The sequence below is a fragment of the Labrenzia sp. OB1 genome, assembly GCF_001624695.1.
Lineage (GTDB): Bacteria > Pseudomonadota > Alphaproteobacteria > Rhizobiales > Stappiaceae > Roseibium.
Genome location: NZ_JSEP01000008.1, coordinates 109953 through 134652, shown reverse-complemented (window position 1 = coordinate 134652; position 24700 = coordinate 109953). Strand labels below are relative to the sequence as shown.

Annotated in this window: 17 protein-coding genes; 10 read left to right on the top strand and 7 right to left on the bottom strand. The window is 58.3% G+C overall.

Going from position 1 to position 24700, the window contains the following annotated elements:
• Nucleotides 1–12 precede the first annotated feature (12 nt).
• The 4 genes from paaG to eutB all read right to left on the bottom strand — a co-directional run bounded on the left by paaG (nucleotide 13) and on the right by eutB (nucleotide 4489).
• Nucleotides 13–807, bottom strand: coding sequence for a 2-(1,2-epoxy-1,2-dihydrophenyl)acetyl-CoA isomerase PaaG (paaG, locus tag OA90_RS12860; RefSeq protein ID WP_068411903.1), 795 nt, complete (start codon nucleotides 805–807; stop codon nucleotides 13–15).
• A gap of 280 nt (nucleotides 808–1087) precedes the next feature.
• Nucleotides 1088–2455: an aspartate aminotransferase family protein gene (locus OA90_RS12855; RefSeq protein WP_068411900.1), complete on the bottom strand. Its 1368-nt coding sequence runs from the start codon at nucleotides 2453–2455 to the stop codon at nucleotides 1088–1090.
• Nucleotides 2456–2496: 41 nt separating this feature from the next.
• A complete protein-coding gene (locus OA90_RS12850) occupies nucleotides 2497–3492 on the bottom strand; it encodes a cyclodeaminase (protein WP_068411897.1) in 996 nt (331 codons plus the stop codon).
• Nucleotides 3482–4489 carry a hydroxyectoine utilization dehydratase EutB gene (gene eutB, locus OA90_RS12845; protein ID WP_068411894.1) on the bottom strand — a complete coding sequence of 336 codons (1008 nt, stop codon included), beginning with the start codon at nucleotides 4487–4489 and terminating at the stop codon, nucleotides 3482–3484. Before eutB ends, OA90_RS12850 begins: the two co-directional genes overlap by 11 nt.
• 173 nt (nucleotides 4490–4662) lie before the next feature.
• Between eutB and OA90_RS12840 the strand changes: the two genes are divergently transcribed.
• From OA90_RS12840 to OA90_RS12825, 4 genes are all read left to right on the top strand, one after another.
• Nucleotides 4663–5847, top strand: coding sequence for a M24 family metallopeptidase (locus OA90_RS12840; RefSeq protein WP_068412349.1), 1185 nt, complete (start codon nucleotides 4663–4665; stop codon nucleotides 5845–5847).
• A gap of 7 nt (nucleotides 5848–5854) precedes the next feature.
• Complete coding sequence (argE, locus tag OA90_RS12835) at nucleotides 5855–7030, top strand: acetylornithine deacetylase (RefSeq protein WP_068411891.1); 1176 nt, start codon at nucleotides 5855–5857, stop codon at nucleotides 7028–7030.
• On the top strand, nucleotides 7027–7749 hold the full coding sequence (locus OA90_RS12830) for a GntR family transcriptional regulator (protein ID WP_068411888.1): 723 nt from the start codon (nucleotides 7027–7029) through the stop codon (nucleotides 7747–7749). The genes argE and OA90_RS12830 overlap by 4 nt, the downstream gene beginning before the upstream one ends.
• 204 nt (nucleotides 7750–7953) lie before the next feature.
• Nucleotides 7954–14889, top strand: a complete 6936-nt coding sequence (locus OA90_RS12825) for an SIR2 family protein (RefSeq protein ID WP_068411885.1) — start codon at nucleotides 7954–7956, stop codon at nucleotides 14887–14889.
• Nucleotides 14890–15097: 208 nt separating this feature from the next.
• Here the strand turns inward: OA90_RS12825 and OA90_RS12820 are convergent, their stop codons facing one another.
• The gene (locus OA90_RS12820; RefSeq protein ID WP_156510478.1) at nucleotides 15098–16129 is read right to left on the bottom strand and encodes a LacI family DNA-binding transcriptional regulator; all 1032 of its coding nucleotides are present in this window, start codon (nucleotides 16127–16129) and stop codon (nucleotides 15098–15100) included.
• A 190-nt stretch (nucleotides 16130–16319) separates the two neighbouring features.
• On the opposite strand from OA90_RS12820, the gene OA90_RS12815 reads away from it, so the two are divergent.
• The 6 genes from OA90_RS12815 to OA90_RS12790 are packed head-to-tail and all read left to right on the top strand — an operon-like array spanning nucleotide 16320 to nucleotide 22297.
• Entirely contained in the window at nucleotides 16320–17354 is a 1035-nt protein-coding gene (locus tag OA90_RS12815) for a TRAP transporter substrate-binding protein (RefSeq protein WP_208986111.1), read from the top strand.
• Nucleotides 17355–17385: 31 nt separating this feature from the next.
• On the top strand, nucleotides 17386–17901 hold the full coding sequence (locus OA90_RS12810) for a TRAP transporter small permease (RefSeq protein ID WP_068411878.1): 516 nt from the start codon (nucleotides 17386–17388) through the stop codon (nucleotides 17899–17901).
• Nucleotides 17898–19175, top strand: coding sequence for a TRAP transporter large permease (locus OA90_RS12805; RefSeq protein ID WP_068411875.1), 1278 nt, complete (start codon nucleotides 17898–17900; stop codon nucleotides 19173–19175). The genes OA90_RS12810 and OA90_RS12805 overlap by 4 nt, the downstream gene beginning before the upstream one ends.
• A gap of 8 nt (nucleotides 19176–19183) precedes the next feature.
• On the top strand, nucleotides 19184–19723 hold the full coding sequence (locus tag OA90_RS12800) for a VOC family protein (RefSeq protein ID WP_068411872.1): 540 nt from the start codon (nucleotides 19184–19186) through the stop codon (nucleotides 19721–19723).
• Between the two features lie 7 nt (nucleotides 19724–19730).
• Complete coding sequence (locus tag OA90_RS12795; RefSeq protein WP_068411869.1) at nucleotides 19731–21008, top strand: ribulose-bisphosphate carboxylase large subunit family protein; 1278 nt, start codon at nucleotides 19731–19733, stop codon at nucleotides 21006–21008.
• 11 nt (nucleotides 21009–21019) lie between these two features.
• Nucleotides 21020–22297 (top strand): four-carbon acid sugar kinase family protein, encoded by a 1278-nt coding sequence (locus tag OA90_RS12790; protein WP_208986110.1) that lies wholly within the window; start codon nucleotides 21020–21022, stop codon nucleotides 22295–22297.
• Nucleotides 22298–22402: 105 nt separating this feature from the next.
• On the opposite strand, the gene OA90_RS12785 is transcribed toward OA90_RS12790, so the two are convergent.
• Both OA90_RS12785 and OA90_RS12780 read right to left on the bottom strand, forming a co-directional pair.
• On the bottom strand, nucleotides 22403–23236 hold the full coding sequence (locus OA90_RS12785; RefSeq protein ID WP_068411863.1) for an aldo/keto reductase: 834 nt from the start codon (nucleotides 23234–23236) through the stop codon (nucleotides 22403–22405).
• 62 nt (nucleotides 23237–23298) lie between these two features.
• Nucleotides 23299–24267, bottom strand: a complete 969-nt coding sequence (locus tag OA90_RS12780; RefSeq protein ID WP_068411860.1) for an aldo/keto reductase — start codon at nucleotides 24265–24267, stop codon at nucleotides 23299–23301.
• Nucleotides 24268–24700: the final 433 nt, after the last annotated feature.

Below are 24700 nucleotides of genomic sequence, written 5' to 3'. Positions count from 1 at the left end.
CCGAAGAATATGTCAGGAACCGGAGAACCGGGCTTGGCGTTTTTCCAGAAAGGCTGCGACACCCTCCCTGTAATCGGACGTCCGTCCGGCCTGACGTTGCGCATCGCGTTCCGCATAGAGATGACTGTCGAGGGGCTGGACCGACGCATCCTGAATGAGCTGTTTTGTCAGCGCCAGGCCCTTGGTTGCCCCGCCGGCGAGTTGACCGGTGAGTGTTGTTGCGTCCTTGAGGAGTTCCATGTCGGGCACGGCTTTCCAGATGAGGCCCCAGCTTACCGCCATTTCGGCGCTGAGTGGTTCCGCCGTCATTGCCAGCGCCTTGGCGCGCGCTTCGCCGATCAACCGCGGCAGGAACCATGTCCCGCCGGAATCCGGCACCAGTCCGATTTTGGAAAACGCCTGGATGAAACGCGCCGAATGGGCTGCCAGGACGATGTCGCAGGCTAGCGCGATATTCGCGCCGGCTCCGGCAGCGACGCCGTTGACGGCGCAGACAACCGGTTTCGGCAACGCACGTATCTGGCGCACGAGCGGGTTATAAAGGGTTTCAAGCGTATGCCCGAGATCCGGTGCTTCGGCTCCTGCGCGCATGTCCCGGTCGGAGAGATCCTGACCGGCGCAAAAGGCGCGCCCGGCACCCGTCAGCAGAACAGCGCGAATGTCATCATCCGAATGCGCCTCGTCCAGGCACTGGCGCAATTCATGATGCATGGTTTCGTTGAAGGCGTTCAGCCGGTCCGGGCGGTTGAGCGTTATAAGGAGAAAGCCGTCCTGCCGCTCCGCCAGCACCGTTTCTGTGTCAGCCATTCGCTCCTCCCAAAGCGTCACAAGTTTTTGTGAAAGTGCTAAATTTGTGTGACATTAATGCACGATGGACGGCTCCGGTCAAAGCCGGAATACATCTTTTTTCACACAGGTCGAGCAGAGCGGAAAAACGGCGGTCATGCCGCAATGGTTCAGGACATCCGGTCCGGGAAAATGCCGGATACATCCGTAGCGTAACAGAATGTTGTCCCGGTGAGCGCTGTGCATCGCCGGGACAACGTGGGACCGATTCCCCCGCAGGGCTCCGGGGACCTAACTGCTTTTAAAGAACCGCGCGTACTGCCTTGCCGGTGGCGGCAACGACCTGGTCGATCTCTGCTTCCGTAATACACAGCGGCGGTGCGAACCCGAGGATATCGCCCTGGGGCATCGCCCGTCCGATTACGCCTTCCTTCAAAAGAGCGGCCGCCACTTGTGGTCCGACCTTGCGTGCAGGGTCGAAGAAGGTCCGGCTGTCCCTGTCTTCGACAAATTCAACAGCGCACAGCATCCCGTCGCCGCGGATATCGCCCACATTGGCGTGACCGCCGAGTTCGCCCTGCAGGGCGTTCTTGAAATAGGCACCGGCGGATTTCGCGTTTTGGATCAGACCGAGCTTGTCGATCAGCTCCAGATTGGCGACACCGGCGGCGGCTCCGATAGGGTGCGCGGAATAGGTCCAGCCGTGGCCGATGGGGCCGAATTCATCGGTACCGTCTTCCAGAACCTTCCAGACCTTATCTGAAACGATCGACCCGGAAAGCGGTGCATAGGCCGATGTCAGACCCTTGGCGATGGTAATGAAGTCGGGTTCAATCCCGTAGTGATCCGATCCGAACATACTTCCCAGTCGGCCGAAGCCCGAGACGACTTCGTCGGCGATCAGCAGGATATCGTGTTTCTTAAGAACCTTCTGAATGGCTTCCCAGTATCCGGCGGGCGGCGGCACGATGCCCCCGGTTCCGAGCGCCGGTTCTCCGATGAAGGCGGCAATCGTGTCCGGACCTTCACGTTCGATCATGGCTTCCAGTTCCGCCGCGCAATAGCCGACGAAGTCCGCCTCCGACATCGACAGATCCTCGCGGCGGAAATAATCGGGTGCGATCGTATGCAGGACCGTGTCGAGCGGGAGGTCGAACTTCTTGTGAAAAAGCTCAAGGCCGGTAAGCGAGCCGGTCATCAGGCCGGAGCCGTGGTAGCCGCGCCAGCGTGAAATGATCTTCTTCTTTTCCGGACGGCCGAGAATGTTGTTGTAGTACCAGACCAACTTGATATTGGTCTCGTTGGCGTCGGAGCCGCCGAGGCCGAAATAGACCTTCGACATGTGTGCAGGCGCGCGCTCCATCACCATTTTGGCCAGCGTGATCGAGGCTTCTGTGCCATGGCCTACATAAGCGTGGTAATAGGCAAGCTCCTTGGCCTGGGCGGCGATGGCATCGGAGATTTCCGTCCGCCCGTAGCCGACATTCACACAATAAAGCCCGGCAAACGCGTCGAGCAGGCGCGTGCCGTCCCGGTCCTCGATAAAGACACCACTGCCGCCTGTGACGATGCGGCTCGGGCTTTCACCGCGCGCGTGCTGCGCCAGGTGAGTGGAGGGATGGAAGAAATTTTCCCGGTCCCAGGCATCCAGTCGATCGTTCTTGAGCATGTTGTGGTCCTTTCTTCTGACCCTGAAATCAAAGCTTCAGGTCAGGTTGTGAGTGTTGTTCCCGCCTGGGCTTTCACTACCCGCCCAAGTGTCAGTGTCGCGATTGCCGTATCCTGGACACCGGTCCCGGTCAGGTCGCAAACGGTGATCTGATCGTTGCTCGTTCTGCCTGCGGCGGCGCCTGCGATCACCTCGCCAAGCTCGACGGCTTTTCCCGTCCGGGTCATCAGCCCGTTTTCAAGGGCGGTCCGCAGTTCGCCGAGTGTTGCGCACTGGCTTATGCGGTCACAGACCAGAACGTCCGCCTGCGCCAGGATCCGCGGTGAAAGTTCGTTCTTGTCTTCCTGATCGGATCCCATCGCCGTGATATGCAGACCGGGGTGCAGGCAACCCGCGTCCAGAATTGCGTCCCTTGCCGGTGTGGCGGTCACGACAAGCTGGCACGCGGCCACGAGTTCGTGCCGATCCGGGACCATCTGAGCATCGACACCGAGCGTGGTTCGCAAATCCGCTGCGAGCAGGTTCGCTTTTTCCAGGCTGCGTCCCCAGACAAGAACCTTTTCGACCGGCCTGACCTTTGTCGCGGCGATGACCTGCAATCCGGCTTGAACACCGGTTCCAAGGACACCCATGGTCGTGACTGTTTCAGGCGCGAGATGGCGGGCGGCGACGGCGCCTGCCGCGGCCGTGCGAACATCCGTCAGATAGCCGTTATCGAGATACACCGCCTGCACCTGGCCCGTCTGAGCCGACAGAAGCACCATGAGGCCGTTGAGGCTCGGCAGCCCCAGCGACGGATTGTTGAAGAAGCCGGGAGACACCTTGAGCGCAAATCCGTCAAGGCCGGGGACATAGGCGGTCTTGACGTCAACTTCGGCATTCACATGCGGGAGCGCCATGGAAAGCACCGGTGGCATGACGACGTCCCGCGTGGCTAGCGCGGAAAACGCACTTTCGATGCAGTCGATGATGTCCAGGTCCAGTTGGACAACCCGCCGCAGTTCCTTTTCGGTGACGAGCCTGATTTCATGCGGCATAGCGCACTCCCTTCACACATTTATCTCCAAGCACGATATCCCTGCCGCAGATGATGTCGGTGAACTGGGTCATGTCGACAGTCTGTCCGGTGATGATCGCGGCGACCGGTCCGTCCAGATCCGGCAGTTTACCGGAAAGGCACGCCGCGATGCCGACGGCAGCAGCGCCTTCGGCAACCAGGCGCTCCTCGAAATAAAGCACCTGCATGGACCTGTAGATCTCCTCCTCGGAGACAAGAACGATCTCGTCGAGAAGATCCCGGCACATGCCGAAGGAGAGTTTGTTGTCCAGCCCGATACCGCCGCCAAGCGAATCCGCGAGGCTGCCAACTTCCGCGATTTCCACGGGATGGCCGGCCTTGATCGATTCATCCATCGCCGCGCCGCGATCCATCGTCACTCCGGTCACCCGAATGGCCGGATTGATGGATTTTGCGGCGAGAGCAACTCCCGCCGCCAGTCCTCCGCCGGAGAGCGGCACAAGCAATGTCGCAAGGTCCGGCAGGTCCTCCAGGATCTCAAGACCCGCGGTTCCCTGACCGGCGATGACATAGGGATCGTCGAAGGGAGAAACTTCATGGATGCCGGGTTCGCGGCTCAACCGCCGGCACTCCGCCAGCGCATCGTCCTGGCTTGTGCCGGTGATCCTGATTTCCGCGCCCAGTGCCTTGATGCCGTCGATCTTGGCCTGCGGCACCAATGAAGACAGGCAGACAATTGCCTTGAGACCCAACTGCCGTGCCGCATAAGCCACGCCCCGGCCGTGATTGCCGGTGGAACAACAGGTGAGGGTGGTTGTCCCGCAAGGCACGTTCCGAGCGGCGTTGGTCGCACCGCGCAGCTTGAAAGCACCTGTCGGCTGCAGGTTTTCCATCTTCAGGTGGAAGGGAACACCGGTCTTTTGCGAAAGGAAGACAGACGGCACAAGCGGAGTCCGCACGACCTGATCGTCAATCGCTTCCCGCGCGGCGAGAATGTCTGCAAGTGCAATTTGCATGGAAGCCCTGGAAAACTGGCGTGTGCGTGTTTGAGGCTCTTGAGCTGCCTCAAGCCTATTTGTGTACAAATAAACAGAAGCCGCAAGAGGGACTAGGTGTTGATGCGATTTTTCTTGCCCGTAAAACACTGTTTGTGATTATTTGTATACAAATATCTCTTCAAGGACACATGATGCCCGGACAGGATCTGCCTTTCAGCCAATCGGAATACGAGCGACGCCTCCAACTTGTCCGCGGCGACATGAGCAGGCGCGGGATTGACGTCCTCTTCATCGAGGACCCGTCGAACATGTCCTGGATCACCGGCTATGACGGCTGGTCGTTTTATGTCCATCAGGGTGTTCTGGTGTTCCTGGAGGAGGACCCGATCTGGTGGGGGCGCTCACAGGATGCCAATGGAGCCCGGCGTACGGTCTGGATGGATGACGAACAGGTTGCCTCTTATGCGGACAACTACATCCAGTCTCCCGACCGCCACCCGATGCAAAACCTTGCCGCTCTCCTCAAAGCCTGCGGTTACGCCGAAAAACGGATCGGTGTGGAGCTCGAGAACTACTATTTTTCGGCAAAGGCTTATCTGACATTGCGTGAGGAACTGCCGCAGGCGGACTTCCCCGATGCAACTGGCATGGTGAACTGGCTCCGCGGCGTGAAATCCGGCGAGGAACTGGTTTTCATGCAGAAGGCGGCGCGCATATCGGAAAAGATCATGGATGGCGTATTCGAGCGGGTTGAGCCTGGCATGCGCAAGGCGGATCTCGTCGCCGAAATCTATGCCGACGCGATCCGGGGTCTGGACGATGCCTGGGGAGACTATCCGGCAATCGTGCCGCTGCTGCCGAGCGGAGCGGATGCCTCTGCACCACACCTGACATGGGATGGCCGGTTCATGCAGGAGGGAGAGGCCACCTTCTTCGAGCTTTCCGGCTGTTTCCGCCGCTATCATGCGCCCCTGTGCCGAACCGTTTTTCTCGGCAAACCGCCGCAATACATGCTCGACGCGGAAAAAGCGCTTGTCGCAGGCCTTGAGGCCGGACTTGAAACCGCGCGTGCCGGCAACACGGCCGGCGACATTGCCCGGGCGTTGGCGAAACCGCTGGAAGCGGCTGGCATTGAGCGCGGCGCCCGAGCCGGATACCCGATTGGCATTTCCTATCCTCCCGATTGGGGGGAGCGCACCGTCTCCATCCGGGAAGAAGACACCACGGTCCTGAAACCCGGAATGACCTTTCATTTCATGCCTGGATTGTGGATGGACGGCTGGGGGCTGGAAATCACCGAAAGCATCCTGATCCGCGAAGATGGACCGGCTGAATGCCTGTGCAACCGCCCCCGCAGCCTCTTCGTCAAGACCTGAGGCGGCAATGGCCTTGGACCACCTTTCCCGGACTGTTGAAATTCTAGACCGGCTGATCGCCTTTCCCACCGTATCGGCGGACAGCAATCTGGCCCTGATCGACTATGCCGCCGGTCTTCTGGAGGACAGCGGCGCGCATGTGAAAATTTCACATGACGAGAGCGGCCGTAAAGCCAACCTCTTTGCAACACTGGGACCGCGCACTTCCGGCGGGCTGGTGCTTTCCGGACACACCGATGTGGTTCCGGCTGGCGATGCGCAATGGAGGGGCGACCCTTTCGCGCTGCGCGAAGAGGACGGGTGTTTCTTTGGCCGGGGCACATGCGACATGAAGGGCTTCATTGCAGCGGTTCTCGCCAAGATGCCGGACTATGCGGCGCTGGATATCAGGCGGCCGTTGCATGTCGCCCTGACCTATGATGAGGAGGTTGGTTGTTTCGGCGCGCGCCATCTGGTCGAGGAACTGAGGGAAACGGATATCAGACCTTCTGTCGCCATTATCGGCGAACCGACGGATATGCGGGTCATCGAGGGCCACAAGGGCTGTTATGAATACACGACCTCTTTCCACGGGACCGACGGCCACGGATCCGAGCCGGACAAGGGTGTCAATGCCATCCACGTCGCTGCGGCCTTCATCGGCAGGATGATGGAACTTGCCGACGATCTGAAGCGCAAGCGCGGACCCGACAGTGCCCGGTTCAATCCCCCCTGGACGACCCTTCAGACAGGCAGGATCGAGGGCGGATCGGCGCGCAACGTGATTGCCCGCCACTGCAGCGTCGAGTGGGAAATGCGGCCGGTTCGCGAGAACGACGCGCGGGAGGTCAAGTCAGCCCTCGAAACCTACTGCCGAGACGTTTTGCTGCCTCAGATGCGGGAAATTTATCCCGAAGCCGATATCGTTACCGAAGTCATCGGCGAGGTCGCGGGCCTTGCCGTGACAAGCGAGAACGAGGCCCGGGACATCGTCGCGGCGCTGACTGGCGAAAATCTGTGTGACGTGGTTGCCTTCGGGACCGAGGCCGGTCTGTTTCAGGCGCTCGGCATGTCTGTGGTCGTTTGCGGGCCGGGATCCATAGCCCAGGCACATCAGCCCGATGAATTCGTATCGCTCGAGCAGCTTGATAAGTGCATTTCCATGCTCTCGGGTCTGGAAAGAACCCTGGTGCGCCCGGCATGACCAGGAGCGAGAAACAGGATCCGGACATCGCCGGTCAGCTTGAGGCGGCGGCGACGGCGCAGGAGCGCTTCCAGATCATGTACACGGTCCTGCGCGACCGGATTTCGATGCTCGACTATCCGCCAGGAACGCAGCTGAGCGAGGAAGTTCTGGCAGGCGAATTCGGGATCAGCCGGTCACCCTTGCGCAAGGCGCTGCAGATCCTGGAGGCGGACGGGCTCGTGCTCTCCCAGCAGGGTGTCGGCACACTCGTGACCGATGTCGATCTGGATGAGCTTGCCCAGGTTTACCAGCTGCGCATGGAACTGAACGAATTGACCGGCACACTGGCGCCATGCAAAGCCGACGACACCCTGAAAACACTTTTCAGCCGCATGCGGGCAAGGGCGGATACCCTGCGCGCCACGCCCCATCGCCAGGCCTTCGCCCGGCTGAATATCGACTTTTTCCATGCCTTTCAGTTATTGACGGACAACCTGCCGCTGCGAGACGTGTCCGAAAAGCTTTTCTACCGGACATGCCGCATCTGGCTCACCCTGATCCCCGACAGGGATCTTGCAGCGGAAGTCTCCATCTTCAGCGATGAGATACACGCCATCGCAGATGCCGTCACGGTGGACGATGTCGGCGCGGCCGCGCATATCCGGCGGGCGCATTTGTCCATGGGTTTCAAACGCCTGACGGAAATGCAACAGGCCGAATGCTTGCTGGCCGACTAATCAGGGCGTCTCCAAATCCCGGTTGTTCGTACATCCGGAGCTTGTGCCGGGATTGTTAAAGCGTAATACTTGTAAGGATTGCTTATCGGTTCGCGACTTTTGACTTGGCCTACGTCAGGCCGGTAGAGGATGCGAACCGGCAATTTATTTTTTTAATCGGTTTTCTGCCCTCCTGGCAGGCCAGCAGAAATTGGATGCCGGCTCATGACTGACAAATCCTCCGATGCGCACGTAAACAATCTTGACCTGATCGGCGAGGAACTGCGCCATTGGCCCTATACCATTCACCAGATCGACGACACGCTCGACAGCAGGCTGATCGAGGGCCGTGCCAAACAGCTCCTGTTCCAGGCACTCAATTCCAGGTCTGTGACGGCCTTCGTTGGGTCAGGAATTTCCGCAGCCTACGGACGGATGAGCTGGCACGAATGGAAGGACAAGCAACTTGTGCACGTTAGCATACTCTCGGAAAAGTTTCTGGAGGTTGCGGAGCGTTCGATTGCCTACATGGACGAACTGTGCACGCACACAGATGACCTTGATCCCAAAGAGGTCGAGGTGCTCGAGCCCGGCGGTGAAACGATAGACAAGAAAACGATCTTGACCGCCATCCGTCTCTCGCGGAAGTGGTTGAGGTACCGGCAGAAGATCATCCAGCGGGCCGCCTGGGATGTGCGTAACCTGCGATCGACCTTTGTCGCGTCGGCAAGCAAGAACGGTAGTTTCCCTGGCGGGGAAGATCTCCCGGTCCTTTTCGAAATCGCCAAGAAGCTGCACGATCTCCTCGTCAGAAACCGGTATCTGTTCATTCTGGAAGAGGGTGAATGTGCCTGGGGAGGTGCGTATCCGAATGGCGTTTCGGTAGACAATCCGAATATCGTTTTTGGTACGGTGGCACGCAAGGCGGAAGGCGCATCGGTCGATCAGCTGGAAGTGTTTTTTAAATTTCTGAAAATCAGAGGGAAGTATTTTATAAAAGACCCTGCCGAAGACACTAGGCTTGCGACCTACATTGAGAGCCTCAAAGAATATTACGACAAGGCCGGCCGCGCCGAAGCCTCTCTCGAATTCGATGAACTGGCCAAGAACCTGCTTGTCGATGAATGCGCCCATGCCGAAGAACTCCTGAAGCACGCATTCGAATTCGAAAAGGGGAGCGGCCGTAAGGAGTCGGAGGCTGATGAAAAAATTCTCACCCTCCTGCGCGAAGACATTTCCTTCACGAAAAACAGCAATCTCAAAAGAAACATCGATGGAATAAGGCAAAGCCCCGACCGCTACAAGGTCCTGACCCCGTTCAAGATTGCTCGCCTCCAAACGTTGATTAAGGAAGTGAAGGACAAAGACAAGATCCCGAAGAACTGGCACGGTCTTCTGGAAATCATAGACAATTTCTATGAAAACTATTTGGACGATAACCGTTCCGCCTTGCTCGACAGCAATCGCATCTATCTGACACCCACCTCGCGGTTTCTGCTGCCGGTTGTCTACAGACTTCTTGAGAGCCCGGGGGCATTTTTCCATGCAGGGGAGGACCGTGACAGACAAAAACCGGACGATCTTGGCTTGCCGACGTCGGAGGATTTCCAGTCGCGCAGGTCGATCATGGCCCGACGTTTCGATCCCCTCGAAAAAATCAGCGAGGGTCTTCGTATCCGGCGGTATCTGACAACCAATTACGACTTTGAAATCGAACGTCTTTATCAGGACAAGGGGTATCGTCACTTCGACCCGCACAAGGCATTGCTGGATCCCAAGGACGTTCCGTCAGACGACCCAAAGCGTTTCCGGACAAATGGTCTCGGTGGTCTGATGCGGGACCAGACCTTTGCGGGAAAGACTGCGACGGATCTGCTTGCCTTTTCCGCCGGAGGAACCGGGGCGGACGTTTCCATCTTTCACCTTCACGGGCGGGCGACGCGAAATGACAGCATCGTTGCGACCGAACGCGACTACATGGATCTCTATCTCCGCAACGACCCCGATAGGTCGGTGGTGGACGAAAGCATTCTCATGGCGTTCGCGGCGACGCCAATTCTTTTCCTTGGGCTCGGAATGGAGGAAGCGGATGTGTTGCGCCCGCTCCGCCAGTTCATGTCGGATCAGGACCGGTCCGTCGGCTACCGCTCGATCGTGCTGCTTCCTGCGGACAAGGATTTCGACAGCCGGACGAAAATGGCGGCGGGTCTCTATCTGCGGTACGGCGCCCACACGATGTTCTTCGGTGGGGGAGAGGTTCCGGTCAGAGAAGTTGATGGCGGAGAGGTGAGGATCGTTCGTCATCAGTCCATCGACTGGTTGCATGAGATCATGAAGTTGATTGGGATCCTCGAAGAGGCAGCCGAAGGAAGGCTCAAAAAATTAAAAGAAATCGCAAACGAGGGGGCGGAGGACGAAAGTCGGGAGCATCAGAAAGCAACCCCGGAAGCAAAGGATAAAAAATCAAACAAGGAGATCGAGCAAAAATACAAAGCGCTGGGGTACGAGCCGCTGCTGGAACTCAAAACCCTTCGGGACAAGATGGGGAAGCTCGGCAAGGAACTGGTCGTGCCGAAATCAAGTGAGGGCAAATCCAAGGACGTCTTTGTGCTGAAATTCCTCTTGGCAAGGATCGTAAACTGCGATCCAGACACTCCAAAGTACAAGAAAAACTTCGATTTTTCCGACGAGGCGTTTCAGGGGGTCGCCGACGGTGAGACTCTCGTGACACATGACGAACTGGTGGATCAATTTGAGATCCAGAATTGCCATTTCACCAATCGTCGGCACCAAAGCCTGATGAAAGGCAGTTCTCACCGTCATCAGAAGATCGACGGGACGGAATTTACGAAATTCTATTGCCAGATACTTTCAGCCCTGATGCGCCAGGCCGTGAAAAAACAAGAGTATTCCGATTATTGCGAGGCGCTTCGCAGCCTGAACGCCTACAAGGAAGCGCTGAACGGACTGAAGGGAGCGTTCCTGACCAGCAGCCTGAACGCGTCTTTGGAGGGACTGGAAAAGGAATGGCATGCCTGGTGGAAGGACTGGCAGACGATCCCGCCTGTGCGGGAATCCCAGTTCGAAGAAATCACCGATGAGAAAATCCCCCTCACGGAGGCGTTTAAGGAAGTCGTTTGCAACAACGGCATTGCCCGCGAAACGCTCGTGAGTGAAGGGGAGCGCCGTCAGGAGATCAGGCTGCCTCAACGCGTGATCCGCCACAGAGTTGAAAGCATCATCACCGACATGCGGCGCTGCAATTTCCTCACGGCACCGGACTACAACGTCGATCATCAGGACGAAACGGCCTATCCTCCTGAATTTCAGACAGGCGTACGTGTCTTCGACAAATTCATCTATGACGTAGCCCAGTCCGACCATGCCCCCCGGACAGAAAACGGCCGTGTCATTTATGCCGTCGCGGCTGATCGGGGGCAGGGCAAGGGGGTTTTCTTCTCAACCCTGGCCACCCGTCTGGGCCTTTCGAGTTACATTCGCGCGGCGCATGGAACAGACCAGCAGGAAATTCCGCCTGAAAATGGCGAGCCCGGCAAGTCGAAGCCCTCGCAAAACCTTCCTGCATTTACATCTAGCATCTTCATAAACCTGAGCTTCGCCACCGAAGTGGCATCAGTGTTCGACATGCTCAACGAACATCTGACCCGCGCGGTCGCGCAATTGAAGGTGGCTGCTAACCCTCACAACAAAAAATTTGCCAGAGTAACTTTCGAGGAGTTTCTGACCCGGCAGAGGCACGAGAAGAGCGAGGTCTGGTTCGCTTTTCAGACTTTCTTGAGCCAACAGCCGAACGAGGAGCAAAGCTGGACGGGTTTTGAAGAGTTTGCAGGCGGGGCCGGCAACGGGGGCGGCCCCGACAGGCCATTGGATAAAAAGTACGAGCTCTTGGAGAGTTTCGGGTCAGAACTCAAGAAACACAAGCATTTGCGGAACCGGTTTGGCAAAGACCTGCTCGGCATTCTTAAAAGGCGAACTTTGTGGCCCGGCAAAGGACCCAATGACGCAGAACGGTTCCAACGTCTCAGGGACCTTCTGCGCGAAGACACGGCGGCCTTGGAGGTTCTGTGGCAAGGCAAGGAAGAAGATCCGAATGTGACGGGCGTCGCGCAGGAAACGGAAAGGCTGCGGAACAAGATTTCCGGACTGCCCAGAACCGAAAAATTCAAGCAATTGATGCGGGCCTTCAAGGAAGCCGCGGAGGAAGCGCAGGGCCGCAATATTTTCCTTGTTTCCGGAAATCCGCGACTGCTCATCTGCATAAACGCCGTCGAATTGCTCTTCGATGACAGGAAACAGCCCAAGAACTGTGAAATCGCCGACTACCTAAGGTTTCTAGGGGCCGAGGAACAGGAGGACCTGCCGTTTGACCTGATTGCGATCGGCGATCTCGGCAAGATGGGCGGCTTCCTGAAAGGCGGTGACACCTATCCGCGCGGAACGAGCGCTTCACCTGAACTTGCTGAAGACATTCGTTATGCCATCCGCAAGAGAGCTGAGGTCGGCAAGGTCGACTGGATCGAAAAGCCGGATGAGAAAACTGGAAAAACCCCGACTACAGGCGATGAGGCCTCCAACGGAGAGACCCGCCCAAAAAAATATCTCACTTACGTCCATTTTGCCAGGGACATAGACCCTCCGAGGTTTCTGGTCGACAATTTTTCGACCCTGGCCATCGCGCTTTTGCTGGCGAGAAAACTCCGCCAGCGGGAAACGGCTGCGGATTCGCAAGACGACCCGTTTACCAATGAGAAATCCAAAGAGTTGGACAAAACGATCAAGGGCCTGGCCGATAAACTTCGCGAGGACCGGCAGGGGCTCTGGGACAGGGATTTTCCGCCGGAAGTGAATACGGAATACCTCAGGACGCGAAGAGACTTTCACATCGGTGTGGCTGAGGCGGCACGGGAGGCGTTCGAGGACTTCGCGGCCAAAACAGGTACCAAAAGCGACTTTGACTTCGACCAGCCGGTCACTCAGCACACGTTTCAACAGTTCAAAAATTGGCTCTTTGGGGAGTTCGTTCCAGACGATGGCTCCGAGGACAGCCGTGACTGGCAGGACCTCACCAGCCTGCTTTCGGGCAACAGGTTCTGTCTGACCATTTTGCTCGCCGCTGCCGAACATCTGGTCTTTTCGAACCGCTCTTTCGTACGGGGCGGCGAGATCGTCAACGAGATGCTGGAAAAGATTGTTTCGGATCTGCGCAATACCAGTGCCAATGCAAAGGAGGATGTGGTCCTGGATACGGTGATGGCGATCTGCCGACGAACGTCCATCATTGGCGACCCGGACAATGACTGGGAATTGCACACATTGCTTTTGCGCAATATCGCGGTTCTGGGCTGTCCGGTCAGTCCCAACGTGCTGGTCCGGTTGCCGGACATTCGCGACTATTTCAACAAGGTGCAATTTGTTCCCAATCTCAGCCGGCGGCGCATGGTTGCAATGGCCCTGGCTGCCATGAGCGAGCGCGGCCTGGTGTTTCGATTGAAACCGCATCCGAAGCTTGTCCGGTTGAACAAGCTCGCACGCTTGCATGAAGTTTCGGAGAACGCCGGCGACCGGATGCCGGTGGAAGTCTACGAGCCGCTTCGGCAGGCTTTCGACGGCTGGGCCGCGGAGCGCGAATTTCGATATGCTCTCCATCGCCAGATCCAGGGCTATTGTTTCCATGGCCTCGGTCACCTGACGGCCCCACCGGTTTCGGCAAACAGTTTTTCGCCGACGCTCTATGCATCGATGCCATCGAGGGTGGTGCGGCTGTCTTCGGAAGGCTACCTGTTCCTTCGGCGGCTGTTGCTTGGGCTTAGCCAATATCCGGATATCCGCCACAAGGATGCTGCGCGCAACGCGCCGATTTTCAACACTGACGACGTGATTACCCGGGTGCAGGCGCTCCGGGCCGGACTTTCCCTGGCGCGCACCTGCTTTTCCATCGCTGCGGTGTCCCGTTTCGACGAGGACATGACCGGCAGAGATTTCATCCGCAAACGCGGGCACTTCGAGACCTACCGTGTCCGCCTGCGCTGGATTCTTCGCAAGGCCTGGGCTGTGCATGACCAGCCCAGAAGCGACGCCATGGATCTGAAAACCGAGCAGGAAAGGAAACTCGAACAGGGAAAGAAAGGAGAGCAAGAAAAGAATGCCGGGAAAGAGGCGCTGCGGAAATACGATGCCGATCCGGACAAGTATCGGGTCAATGCGCTTTATATCGACGAGATTGTCTGGCTCTATAACGAGGTCGCCGTGACCTGCCTCGTGCAGGGCGCCCTCATCGAGGCGATTGGCCATGCACGGCAAGCGATCTTCATCAATCGCGAAATCGAGGGGCAATTGGACGGCGGACGCATGCACAACATGCTCTCGCTCAACCTGGCGATCATTCAATACGAGCGGGGACGGCTTGCCAGTGCCGAGGCGCGCCTGAAGGCCATTCTTTCGACCGAAGACAACGGAACAAGGAGAGTGGCGCATCTGGCAAAGGGATATCTCGGGCTTATCGCCCTGCTACAGGGCCGACGGCGCGAGGCAAAATTCGAATTGCTGAAGGTCGCTCGGGCGCTTTCGAACGATCAGGAAGATCGTGCCCTGGCAATCTTTCTGCGCCATCTGGCTCTGCTGGTCGCGCCGGATGACGCGGACGAAGCCTGGTCCTATCTGGCCAGGGCACGGGACTATTCCGAAAAGGGCGGGCATGAGGATGTTCGCCACCTCATACTGGTCAGCGAAGTCTGGGTGTCTCAGCGTCACTTGGAACAACCCTGGGAGCGGGTGCTATCTGACCGGGTCAAGCTGCGGGAGGCGCAACGCTATGCCGAGGTCATGGGACTGGATTCGCTGCTGGTCGACACATTGCATGCCCAGGGAATGATGCTTTACAACGCCGGGGACCATTCGAGTTCGGGCCGGTTAATGACCAAGGCGATGGCCATAGCGCGTAGAAACGACATGACCCTGCGACTTAACAGGATCATGACAGACTATTCGCGCGTGCTTCTGGCACGGCGCAGGGTGGCTTCAGCGAAAAGGCTGCTGATGTCGTCACTCACTATGGCCAAGCGCAGTGGCCACAGCAGTGAGGTGGTGCGGATTCGCGAAGTGTGGGATGAGGCCGAGCGGCAGGACGTCGAGGATGCATGAGTGGGTTTCTTTCTGGCGACTGTTCTGCAGGCCAATCATGTAGGCAGAACGACCGGAATCCATCATGGCTTGCTGAGACACGTCGTGATCATCATCTCCGTCCACCTGCGGAAGGTTTTCGAAGGTCTGGAGGGAAGCAAAAGCACAACATGCCCAGTAGTGAACTCCCGCCGGTGATTGTCGAGGACTACGGCCGGCCCGGTTCACCTCATGACTGATCCCTGGGCCGGCTGAACTGCGGGATGTTCTCGCGGAAGATGGTTTCCATCTTGACGGAGGCAGGCCCTGCGGGGTTTTCGTCTTTCGGTTTGCCCAGCAACCTGAGAACCGCTTCGATGATGGCGTCGGGATCGGAATTGATGACCGCGTCCATCGACCCTTCGATAAGCAATCTGCGCGTGTCGGGCGTAAGTCCATGTCCTATGAAGATGACTTCCTGGGACTTTTCCTTTTCTCTCAGTGCCCTGGCGATACCATCGGAAGAGCCGCCGACATTGTAGATCCCCACCAGATCCGGGTTCTGCTCCAGAAGAGAGATCGTATGGCGGTAATTCCGGTCGCGATCGTCACGTCCTTCGCGAATGCCGACAATGCGAAGGTTCGGATATTCTTCTTCCAGCAATCCCAGAAAGCCCATTTCCCGCTCGGCATGCGCCCGGTAATTCCGGCTTCCCGCGACAAGAGCGACACTGCCCGTGTCGGATCGGCAGAAGCGTCCGAGCAGATAGGCCGCCGTGCGTCCAGCCGTCTGATTGTCAAGACCGATATAGGCTTCACGTGCGGGATGCTGCAGGTCGGAAACGATCGTCACGATCCTGCATCCCGCTGCTCCGAGTTCCTCGACCGCTTCGCGCACCAGCGGATGGTCGATGGCCATGAAGGCGATGCCGTCGGCCCATTTCGCATGATGGCGGACCGCGGCGGCCAGAGCGGCGGCGTTGAAACTCTCGATGAAAAAGCAGCGTACCTGCGTCTGATCGCGGGACGTCGTCTGCGCTATTTCTTTCAGCTTTTCTCCCAGAAGCCGGAAATAGGGATTGCCTCCCATGGGGATCAGGAAGGCGATATTCGGCGGGCGCGGATTCTGCAGGCGTTCGAGTTCCGCCGCGTCCATGTAGCCGAGGTCAAGCGCGGCCCGAAGCACCCGTTCGACGGTGCGCGACCTGACGCCCTTGCGCCGGTTCAGGACCCGGTCGACGGTCGCAAGCGAAACATTGGCCATTTCCGCGACGTCGTTCATGAGAGGCACCCGTTCCGAAGGCGCGCGCATTTTGCCGGGCAGTTTTGAAGACACCTCAATAAACCTCAAAAAATCTTGTTTGACCAGAAGCATGCGGTTTCCTAGCCTCAAGTCAAGTCATCGGTTTTTCTGCTGTGAGGAGTTTGAGCAGCCAGAGAAGACCCATCAAAAAACATCAAGGGAGGAAATGATGAAACGTAATATCCTGGCTCACTGCACCGGCCGTATGACCCGCAGGTCGGCGCTTGCGCTCTGCATGGCTGCTTCGGCTTCTGTAATGCTGCCGAGTCTGGCGTCGGCACAGTCGACTTCGCTGCGTTATGCCCACAACAACGAGCCGGCAAGTGTCGCTGGTGCGCAGGCAGACTGGTTCGCCGAAGCCGTCGGAAAACATTCAGGCGGTGACATCGAAGTGCAGGTGTTTCCTTCCTCCCAGCTTGGAAAGCTGAAGGAGCTGGCGGAAGCCGTATCGTTGGGAACGATTGACTTTTCCCACAACACGGCCGGCGGTATCGGATCCCTGTATGAGCCGTTTGCGGCACTCGACACGCCCTACCTCTACCGCGACGTCGACCACCTCATGAAGGTCATGGACGTTAACTCGCCGGTCATGCAGGAACTGAACGAGGGGCTGATCGAAGCCGCGAACATCCGGGTGATCTATGCCCATTATTTCGGGCGCCGGAACCTGACCGCCAACAAGGCCGTTCGGTCTCCTGAAGATCTCGCCGGTGAAAAAATCCGCGCCGTACCGTTTCCGATCTACACCACGGCCGTCGAGGGCCTGGGCGCGGCAGCTGTTCCCGTCGACTGGTCCGAAGTGCCGACAGCCTTGGCAACCGGTGTGGTCGCTGGCCAGGAGAACCCGGTCAACGTGGTTCTCAATGTCAAGCTTTACGAAGTGCAGTCTCACCTGATGCAGACCGGGCACATGTCCAACGCCGAAGTCGTCGTCATGAACGAGGACTCATGGCAGAGACTGTCCGATGAACAAAAGGCAGCCATCACTGCCGCCGCCAGTGAAATCCGCGAGCGCGCGACAAAGGCGATCGAGGAAAATGAGGAAAAGGACACGCAGGCGCTGCGTGATCTTGGCATGACCGTGATCGGACCGGACGATGGGCTCCAGGTCGAGGCCTTCCGGGAATCGGTGCAAAAACTTGTCGATGAGCGCTTCGGCGAAAAATACGGTGCGCTCTACGACAAGATCAGAGCGATCAAGTAAGACCAGACGGTCCGGAAAAGAGCAGGCGGTCATGAGCAGCATTCTTTCAGTCAGCCGAAAGGCCTTGATGCTCTCCGCACGTCTTTGCCGGACCGTTTCCGTATTCCTTCTGGCACTCATGGCCATTCTGATCGTCGCACAGGTTGCCGGTCGCAACATGCTTGATATTGGGATGCCCTGGGCGGATGAACTGGCCCGTTTCTGCGGTGTCTCGCTCGTGTTCCTGGGCGTGCCGGTTCTGGCCCTGCAGGGTCGCCATGTGGCCGTCGACATCGTGCCGACGAGCCTTCCAGAAAAACTGGGCCGCTACCTTAACTGCCTCAGCGAATTCGCCGTCCTGGCGTTCGCAATCATCACCCTCGTCGGCTTTCAGTCCTTTCTGTCGCGGGCCTGGAAATTCTCCACCCCGTCGCTGGGTCTGCCGAACTGGGTGTTCTACGCACCGGCCCTGATCGGCTTCGCGCTCCTCCTGATGATATCCGCCGTTCGACTTGCCGAGCTTCTCAGCGGCAACTCACCGGACGGGGAAAACAGCCAAAAACCATGAGCCTTGTTCTCGTTCTTCTGTTCATTTTCTGTCTGCTCATCGGAGTGCCGATAGCTGTGGCTCTCGGTCTTGCCTCGTCAGTGGTGATCGTTGCGTTCGGATTGCCGATCAACGTCCTGGCTCAGCGTGCCGTCAATTCCCTCGACACCACGCCGCTGCTGGCGGTTCCGTTGTTCATTCTTGCGGCGAGCCTGCTGAATGCGATGGGGGTGACCACGCATATATTCGATCTGGTGCGTCTGCTCGTCGGCAGGTTCCGCGGCGCGGTCGCACAGGTTTCCATTCTCGTCAGCCTGATCTTTTCCGGTGTGTCCGGTGCGGCGCTCGCCGATATCGGTGCGCTCGGCAAGATCCAGATCGATCAGATGACGGCGCAAGGCTACAAGAAGAATTTTGCGGCCGGGATCACCATAGCGGCAGCCACAATCGGTCCGATTTTCCCGCCGTCGATCCCGATCATCATCTATGCCAGCGTCGCCAATGTTTCGGCTGTGCAGTTGCTGATCGCCGGCATCGTTCCGGCTGTCCTGATCACCATTTTCCTCATGATCCAGGTCGCCATCGTCGCCCGGATCTACGACCTGCCCAGGGATACGGTCAGCCCGTCCTTGCGGGCGGTAGCCCGAAAGGCGCTTGTCTCCATACCGGCGCTACTGGCACCCATTCTTCTGATCGGTGGTCTGATCAGCGGTTATTTCGGCCCGACCGAAGTTGCCGGGGTGACTGTGGCCTATGCTCTCTTTATCGGATTTTGCGTCTACAGAACGCTGACCCCACGGGCGGTCCTTGAGAGCCTGAAGGAAACGGCAGAGGCGACGGCGGGCGTACTCTTCATTGTCTCCACGGCGGCGCTTTTCGCCTGGGTCCTCACGCTGGATCAGGTGCCTGCAAAGGCGGGCGCTTTCCTGCTGGGTCTGTCGGATGATCCTTTCGTCCTGCTGCTTTTGCTGAACGTGCTGCTGCTTGTCGTCGGAATGGTGCTGGAATCCATCGCAGCCATCTTGATCATCGCCCCGATCGTCGCACCCGCGATGCATGCGGCCGGCGTCGACCCGCTTCAGCTCGGCATCGTCTTCGTGCTCAATCTGATGATCGGTCTGCTGACGCCGCCCATCGGCATGAGCCTCTACATGGTGGCGATCGTTGCAAAGATGCCCGTCCATTCGGTCATCCGCGGCGTGCTGCCGTTCTTCATTCCGCTTCTTCTGTCACTGCTCGTCGTTTCCGCCGTTCCGGCCGTCTCGACGATGCTTCCAAAACTCTTCATGCAATAGGTACAAAGATGAGCAGGTTCCTGGGACCGATCCGTCAGCTTGGCTATGTGGTTGACGACATTGAGGCCGCGATGGCCCACTGGTACGATATCATGGGCGTCGGCCCATGGTACTACAATCCCAAAGTCCCGATTGAAGACTATCTCTATGACGGCAAGGCCTATGAGGTGCACAACTCGGTCGCGCTCGCCAACAGTGGCCCCGTGCAGGTGGAACTCATCCAGACGCGCAACGATGCGCCGTCGATGTACAGGGATTTCAAACTGGCCGGGCACCTGGGTCTTCAGCATGTCGCATTCTGGACCCAGAACTACGACGGCGACCTTGCAAAGATGGAAGCCGACGGTTTCAGGCAGAAGATGAGCGGCAAGGTCGGCGAGAACGGACGCTTCGTCTATTTCGACCGGCAAGCCCATCCGGGGACCGTGATCGAACTGTCCGAGGTTGTCGGACCCAAGGGCCGCCTGTTCGATCTGATCCGGGAAGCGTCCAGCGGTTGGGACGGTTCCGATCCCGTCCGTCCGTTTCCGGACCTGTCCACTTTTTGAGGCCTGAATGACCCGAGAAACCATAACAGCAGACTATCTGATAGAAACTCCGCTCGATCCGGAATCCGTCGCGGGCATCATGGCGGGCGAGCAAAGTTGCGGGACCTTCGTCCGGGTCGCGGGGGAAACCGACGAACTGCGCTTGCGGGCCGCAGCCCAGGTGGTGTCGGTCGAGGAACTGGAGCCTGCCGGCGAGGCAAGTCTCCCGAGTTCCTACATGGAGCGCAAGGGATATACCGGCCCATGGCGCCGGGCGAAGATCAAAATTGCCTATCCGACCGCCAATATCGGCGCCAATCTGCCGACGCTGGCCTCTACTGTCGCGGGCAATCTTTATGATCTTGGCGAAGTGTCCGGTCTTCGTCTTGTCGAAGTGACCCTGCCTGCGTCCTACAGAGCCCGTTTCGAGATGCCGAAACTCGGTGTCGAGGGCACACGCAAAAGCCTGAATGTGAAGGATCGGCCGCTCTTCGGAACAATCGTCAAACCGAATGTAGGGCTTTCTCCCTCCGAGATCGCCGATCTGGTCTCCATGATGTGCGAAGCCGGTGTGGATTTCATCAAGGATGATGAAATCTGCGCCAATCCGGACCATGCGCCGCTCGCAGAACGGGTTCCGGCCGTGATGGCCGTCATCAGGGCCTACCGCGAACGCACCGGCCGCAATGTGCTGATGGCGTTCAACGTCACGGACGAAACCGACGCCATCCGCCGTCACGCGGACCTTGTGGCACAGGAAGGCGGTGACTGCGTGATGGCCAGTCTCAACTGGTGCGGACTGTCGGCAATGCAGTCCCTGCGCAAATCCACCCCTTTGGCCATACACGCGCACCGGAACGGATATGGCGCCCTGTCGCGCCACCCGCTGCTCGGGATCGGTGTCGAAGCCTACCTGGCGCTCTACCGTCTTGCAGGGATCGACCATTTGCATGTCCACGGGATCGGCGGAAAGTTCTCCGATTCCGACGACGAAGTGGTGACGGCAGGGCGGCGTTGCCTGCAGCCGGTTGCGGTTGATGCAAGGGACACTTCGGATCTGGTCATGCCGGTCTACTCTTCCGGTCAATGGGCAGGCACATTGCCCGCGACCATGAAAGCCGCCGGATCGGCCGATTTCATGTTTCTTGCCGGTGGCGGCATCCTGGCGCATCCCGAAGGTCCCGCGGCGGGCGTTGCAAGCCTGCGTCAGGCCTATGAGGCGACTGCCGAGGGCATTGAGCTGGACCGGGCCACAAAAGAGTCTCCAGAGCTTGCTGCCGCGCTCGCGTTTTACGGAGGGCGTTAAGGGTGGTGCCGGTGCCCTACGTCTTTATCGGTGATGATTTTACCGGTGCTTCCGATACGCTCGCCACGCTTGCCGAACGGGGGTGGCGAGCCCAGCTCTATCTCCAAACTCCGACTGCTGAAACCGTAAGCAGCGGGAGCCTTGAAGCACTCGGCATCGCGACGGATCTGAGGGCCTTGCCGCCAGAGGTGATAATCCGCCAGATCGATATGCTTGCCCCGCAAGTCGCGGCGTTTCGGCCGCGCATTGTCCACTACAAGGTCTGCTCCACCTTCGATTCCGCGGTGCATACAGGAAACATCGGGGTCGCGGTCGGCGCGCTTGAACGGCATCTGCAGCCGGCTGTGACTGCAGTCATCGGCGGTCAGCCGAGCCTCGGCCGCTACTGTTCTTTTGGAACTCTGTTCGCCCGGGGAGGCGACGGCGAAACTTATCGCATCGACCGGCATCCGGTGATGAAACGCCATCCGATCACACCAATGGCGGAGGCGGACCTGCGCCTGCATCTTGGTGAGCAAGGCCTTGATGGTCTTCAACTCGTCTGTTTGAATCAACTTGCCATGGGTGAGAAAGCCCTGGCCTCGCTTCTGCAGGAGGCCGTTCAGTCCGGGCAAAAACGCTTTCTCTTCGATGCGACGGACCAGCATCACCTGGAGATCGTCGGCAGGGTGCTCACCGACATAACAGCAGGCATCGGAACTCCGCTGCTGCTGGTCGGAGCGAGCAGCGTTGCAGAAGCGCTGGCAACCGCTAGGCATACTCAGGGTGGGAGTGCGCAACCGGCTCCGGCGGACCGCCCGGGCACACCCTGTCTGATTGTCGCCGGAAGCCGTTCGTCCGTCACGGCCGAGCAGGTTGCGACCGCCGTGTCTTTCAGGAAACGTGCCGTGACTGCAAAAGACCTTGAAGACGAGACGCTTTTCGCCGCGCTCGTGGAGGAATGCTGTAAAAGCATCCGGGAAGGCAGGCACATGCTGACCCACCTTCTCCCTGAGGAGGAATATGGGCTTTCCGCCAAGGACCTGTCGTCACGTCTTGCCGAAGTGGTGTCACGTGTCTTGTCCCGGGTGGCCTTGCAGGTTCTCGGGATTGCAGGCGGCGACACATCCAGCATCATTGCGCAGAACATAGATCTGGAAAGCCTGGAATTCGACAGAAGACTGGGAAAGGGCGTCGCCGTTTGCCGAGCCCGTTCCCGCATCGCGCAACGGGACGGTCTGCGCGTGATGTTCAAGGGCGGGCAGGTTGGGTCCCCGGATGTTTTCGATGCTTTCGTTCGCGGATCCTGACGTGAAAGACCTCCAGCCGCAGCCGGCTGGAGGCCGAGAGATCGGATATTTTCAGGGAATATCGCCTTCAGTCCGGCAAACACGGAACATTGACCCGGCAGTTCCCTAAAAGCCGAACGTATCGGGATCCGGCCCGAAGCGTCTTGTCTGATCGAGTGCGTCCAGGACACTCATGTCCGCTTCGGAAAGCTCGAAATCGAAGATGCCGGCATTTTCCTGAATGCGGCTGGCGCGGACGGACTTGGGGATGGTCACGAGACCATGCTGCAGGTCCCAGCGCAGGACGATCTGGGCAGGGGTTTTGCCGTATTTCTCTCCAAGGGCCGCGAATGTCTTTTCGCTGGCGACCTGTCCCTGCATCAGGGGACTCCAGGCTTCCACGACAATCTTGTGGTCCTTGCAGAAGCCGAGCAGGTCCGGCTGAACCAGATAGGGATGGAATTCGACCTGATTGACCGTGGGAACGACATCGGCGACCGCCAGAAGTTTCTCAAGATGATGAGGAAGAAAGTTGCTTACCCCGATCGCTTTGGCGCGGCCGCTCGAGTAGATGTCCTCCATGGCTTTCCATGTTTCGGCAATGTGTTCGCGAACGGGCCAATGCACGAGATAAAGGTCGACATAGTCGGTTCCGAGGCGGTCGAGGCTTTCCTGAAAGGCGCTTGAGGCCCGTCGTGCACGCTGATCGTCGTTCCACAGTTTCGTGGTCACGAAAAGCTCGTCGCGCGAAAATGCCGTCTCGCGAAGAGCCTGGCCGACACCGGTTTCATTCTTGTAGACTGCGGCAGTGTCGAGGCTGCGATAGCCGGCGTCGAGAGCGTGAAGGCACGCCTGGCGTGCCTCGTCATCCGACATCTGAAAGACCCCGAGTCCCAGCCACGGCATCCGCGTTCCGTTGTTCAACTCGACGCGGTCGTTGATATTGTTGAGTGTGCTCATCTTATCCCTCGTTCGGTTTAGTGGACAGCGCTCGACCTCTCGGCTCTCGCATGTCGGATGTGTTACCAGGCATAATCTTCCGGTGCGGTCTTGCGTCCTGGAAAGATCTCGTCGAGGCGGGACAGGGCCGTTGCGTCAAGAGTCAGATCCAGAGCACGGACAGAAGCCTCCAGTTGTTCGGACGTTCTCGGTCCGATGATCGGACCCGTGACGCCCGGCTGATGCAGGAGCCAGGCAAGGGCAACATCGCCGGGTTCATGACCCAGTTCGTCGCAGAAAGCCTCATATCGCTCGATCCGGGGGCGAAGCGCTTCGAGCGTCTCGGCCGCGCGGCCCTCCAGCCGGCGGATGCCCTGGTTCTGTTTTCGCAGGACGCCGCCCAGCAATCCCCCGTGCAGGGGCGACCAGGGAATGACGCCAAGACCGAAGTCCTGGCAGGCCGGAAGCACCTCCAGTTCAAGGTTTCTTTCGATCAGATTGTAGATGGACTGCTCTGACACCAGCCCCATGAAATTCCGCGAACGGGCGACACCCTGCGCCTTGGCGATATGCCATCCCGCGAAGTTTGAACTGCCGGCATAAAGGATCTTGCCCTGCTGAACCGCGACCTCCATCGCCCGCCAGATCTCGTCCCATGGAGTGTCGCGGTCGATGTGGTGGAACTGATACAGGTCGATGTAGTCGGTCTTGAGGCGTTTGAGGCTGGCATCGAGAGCCCTGCGGATATTCAGGGCGGAAAGCTTGCCGTCATTCGGCCAGTCGCCCATCAGACCGTACAGTTTGGTTGCAAGGACGGTTTTATGGCGGCGTGCACCGCCTAGAGAAAACCATTCGCCTATAAGGGACTCGGTATCGCCCCAGGCCGGGCGGCCATAGCGATTGGCAGTGTCAAAAAAGTTGATTCCGTGTGCATGCGCCGCATCCATGAGCTTGAAGGCGTCCGGTTTTTCCGTCGTCCATGTGAAGTTCATCGTGCCGAGACAAAGGCGGCTGACTGTGAGGCCGGTGCGGCCCAAATGCTTGTATTCCATGAATTTCCTGTTTCCTGAAGATGCCGCAAACCTGGCTTTGCGGAGGTGGGGTCCGGAAAACGCACGACGTCATGTCTAAACGCTTTCCCCTCGTATTGACTACTGGTATAATAAGTACATATGATATTATCATAACTTGTAATATTGGTATACCAAATACAAAATTAACAAACAGGAGAGGGGGAAGGGTACAGCCAGATTGGAAAATGCGAATGAATGTAAATATTTGCCAGCAAACAAGAAATTAAAAACAAGAAGTGTTTGCGGATATTGTTGAGCATTGAGGAGTGCTTCGATGAGGTCCGGTTTAATACGGCAAATGTTTCTAGCTAGCGCATAAAGCAAGCAAAATGGGAGGAAGTTAATGAATCCGTTTCGCCAAATACTCTTGGCGTCCGCGGCGGGAGTCCTGTGGGCTACAGCTGCGGCGGCA

What these genes read in the sequence shown, in the direction of transcription:
- paaG (WP_068411903.1), bottom strand. Translation starts at nt 807, where the DNA reads ATGGCTGACACAGAAACGGTGCTGGCGGAGCGGCAGGACGGCTTTCTC.
- OA90_RS12855 (WP_068411900.1), bottom strand. Translation starts at nt 2,455, where the DNA reads ATGCTCAAGAACGATCGACTGGATGCCTGGGACCGGGAAAATTTCTTC.
- OA90_RS12850 (WP_068411897.1), bottom strand. Translation starts at nt 3,492, where the DNA reads ATGCCGCATGAAATCAGGCTCGTCACCGAAAAGGAACTGCGGCGGGTT.
- eutB (WP_068411894.1), bottom strand. Translation starts at nt 4,489, where the DNA reads ATGCAAATTGCACTTGCAGACATTCTCGCCGCGCGGGAAGCGATTGAC.
- OA90_RS12840 (WP_068412349.1), top strand. Translation starts at nt 4,663, where the DNA reads ATGCCCGGACAGGATCTGCCTTTCAGCCAATCGGAATACGAGCGACGC.
- argE (WP_068411891.1), top strand. Translation starts at nt 5,855, where the DNA reads ATGGCCTTGGACCACCTTTCCCGGACTGTTGAAATTCTAGACCGGCTG.
- OA90_RS12830 (WP_068411888.1), top strand. Translation starts at nt 7,027, where the DNA reads ATGACCAGGAGCGAGAAACAGGATCCGGACATCGCCGGTCAGCTTGAG.
- OA90_RS12825 (WP_068411885.1), top strand. Translation starts at nt 7,954, where the DNA reads ATGACTGACAAATCCTCCGATGCGCACGTAAACAATCTTGACCTGATC.
- OA90_RS12820 (WP_156510478.1), bottom strand. Translation starts at nt 16,129, where the DNA reads ATGAACGACGTCGCGGAAATGGCCAATGTTTCGCTTGCGACCGTCGAC.
- OA90_RS12815 (WP_208986111.1), top strand. Translation starts at nt 16,320, where the DNA reads ATGAAACGTAATATCCTGGCTCACTGCACCGGCCGTATGACCCGCAGG.
- OA90_RS12810 (WP_068411878.1), top strand. Translation starts at nt 17,386, where the DNA reads ATGAGCAGCATTCTTTCAGTCAGCCGAAAGGCCTTGATGCTCTCCGCA.
- OA90_RS12805 (WP_068411875.1), top strand. Translation starts at nt 17,898, where the DNA reads ATGAGCCTTGTTCTCGTTCTTCTGTTCATTTTCTGTCTGCTCATCGGA.
- OA90_RS12800 (WP_068411872.1), top strand. Translation starts at nt 19,184, where the DNA reads ATGAGCAGGTTCCTGGGACCGATCCGTCAGCTTGGCTATGTGGTTGAC.
- OA90_RS12795 (WP_068411869.1), top strand. Translation starts at nt 19,731, where the DNA reads ATGACCCGAGAAACCATAACAGCAGACTATCTGATAGAAACTCCGCTC.
- OA90_RS12785 (WP_068411863.1), bottom strand. Translation starts at nt 23,236, where the DNA reads ATGAGCACACTCAACAATATCAACGACCGCGTCGAGTTGAACAACGGA.
- OA90_RS12780 (WP_068411860.1), bottom strand. Translation starts at nt 24,267, where the DNA reads ATGGAATACAAGCATTTGGGCCGCACCGGCCTCACAGTCAGCCGCCTT.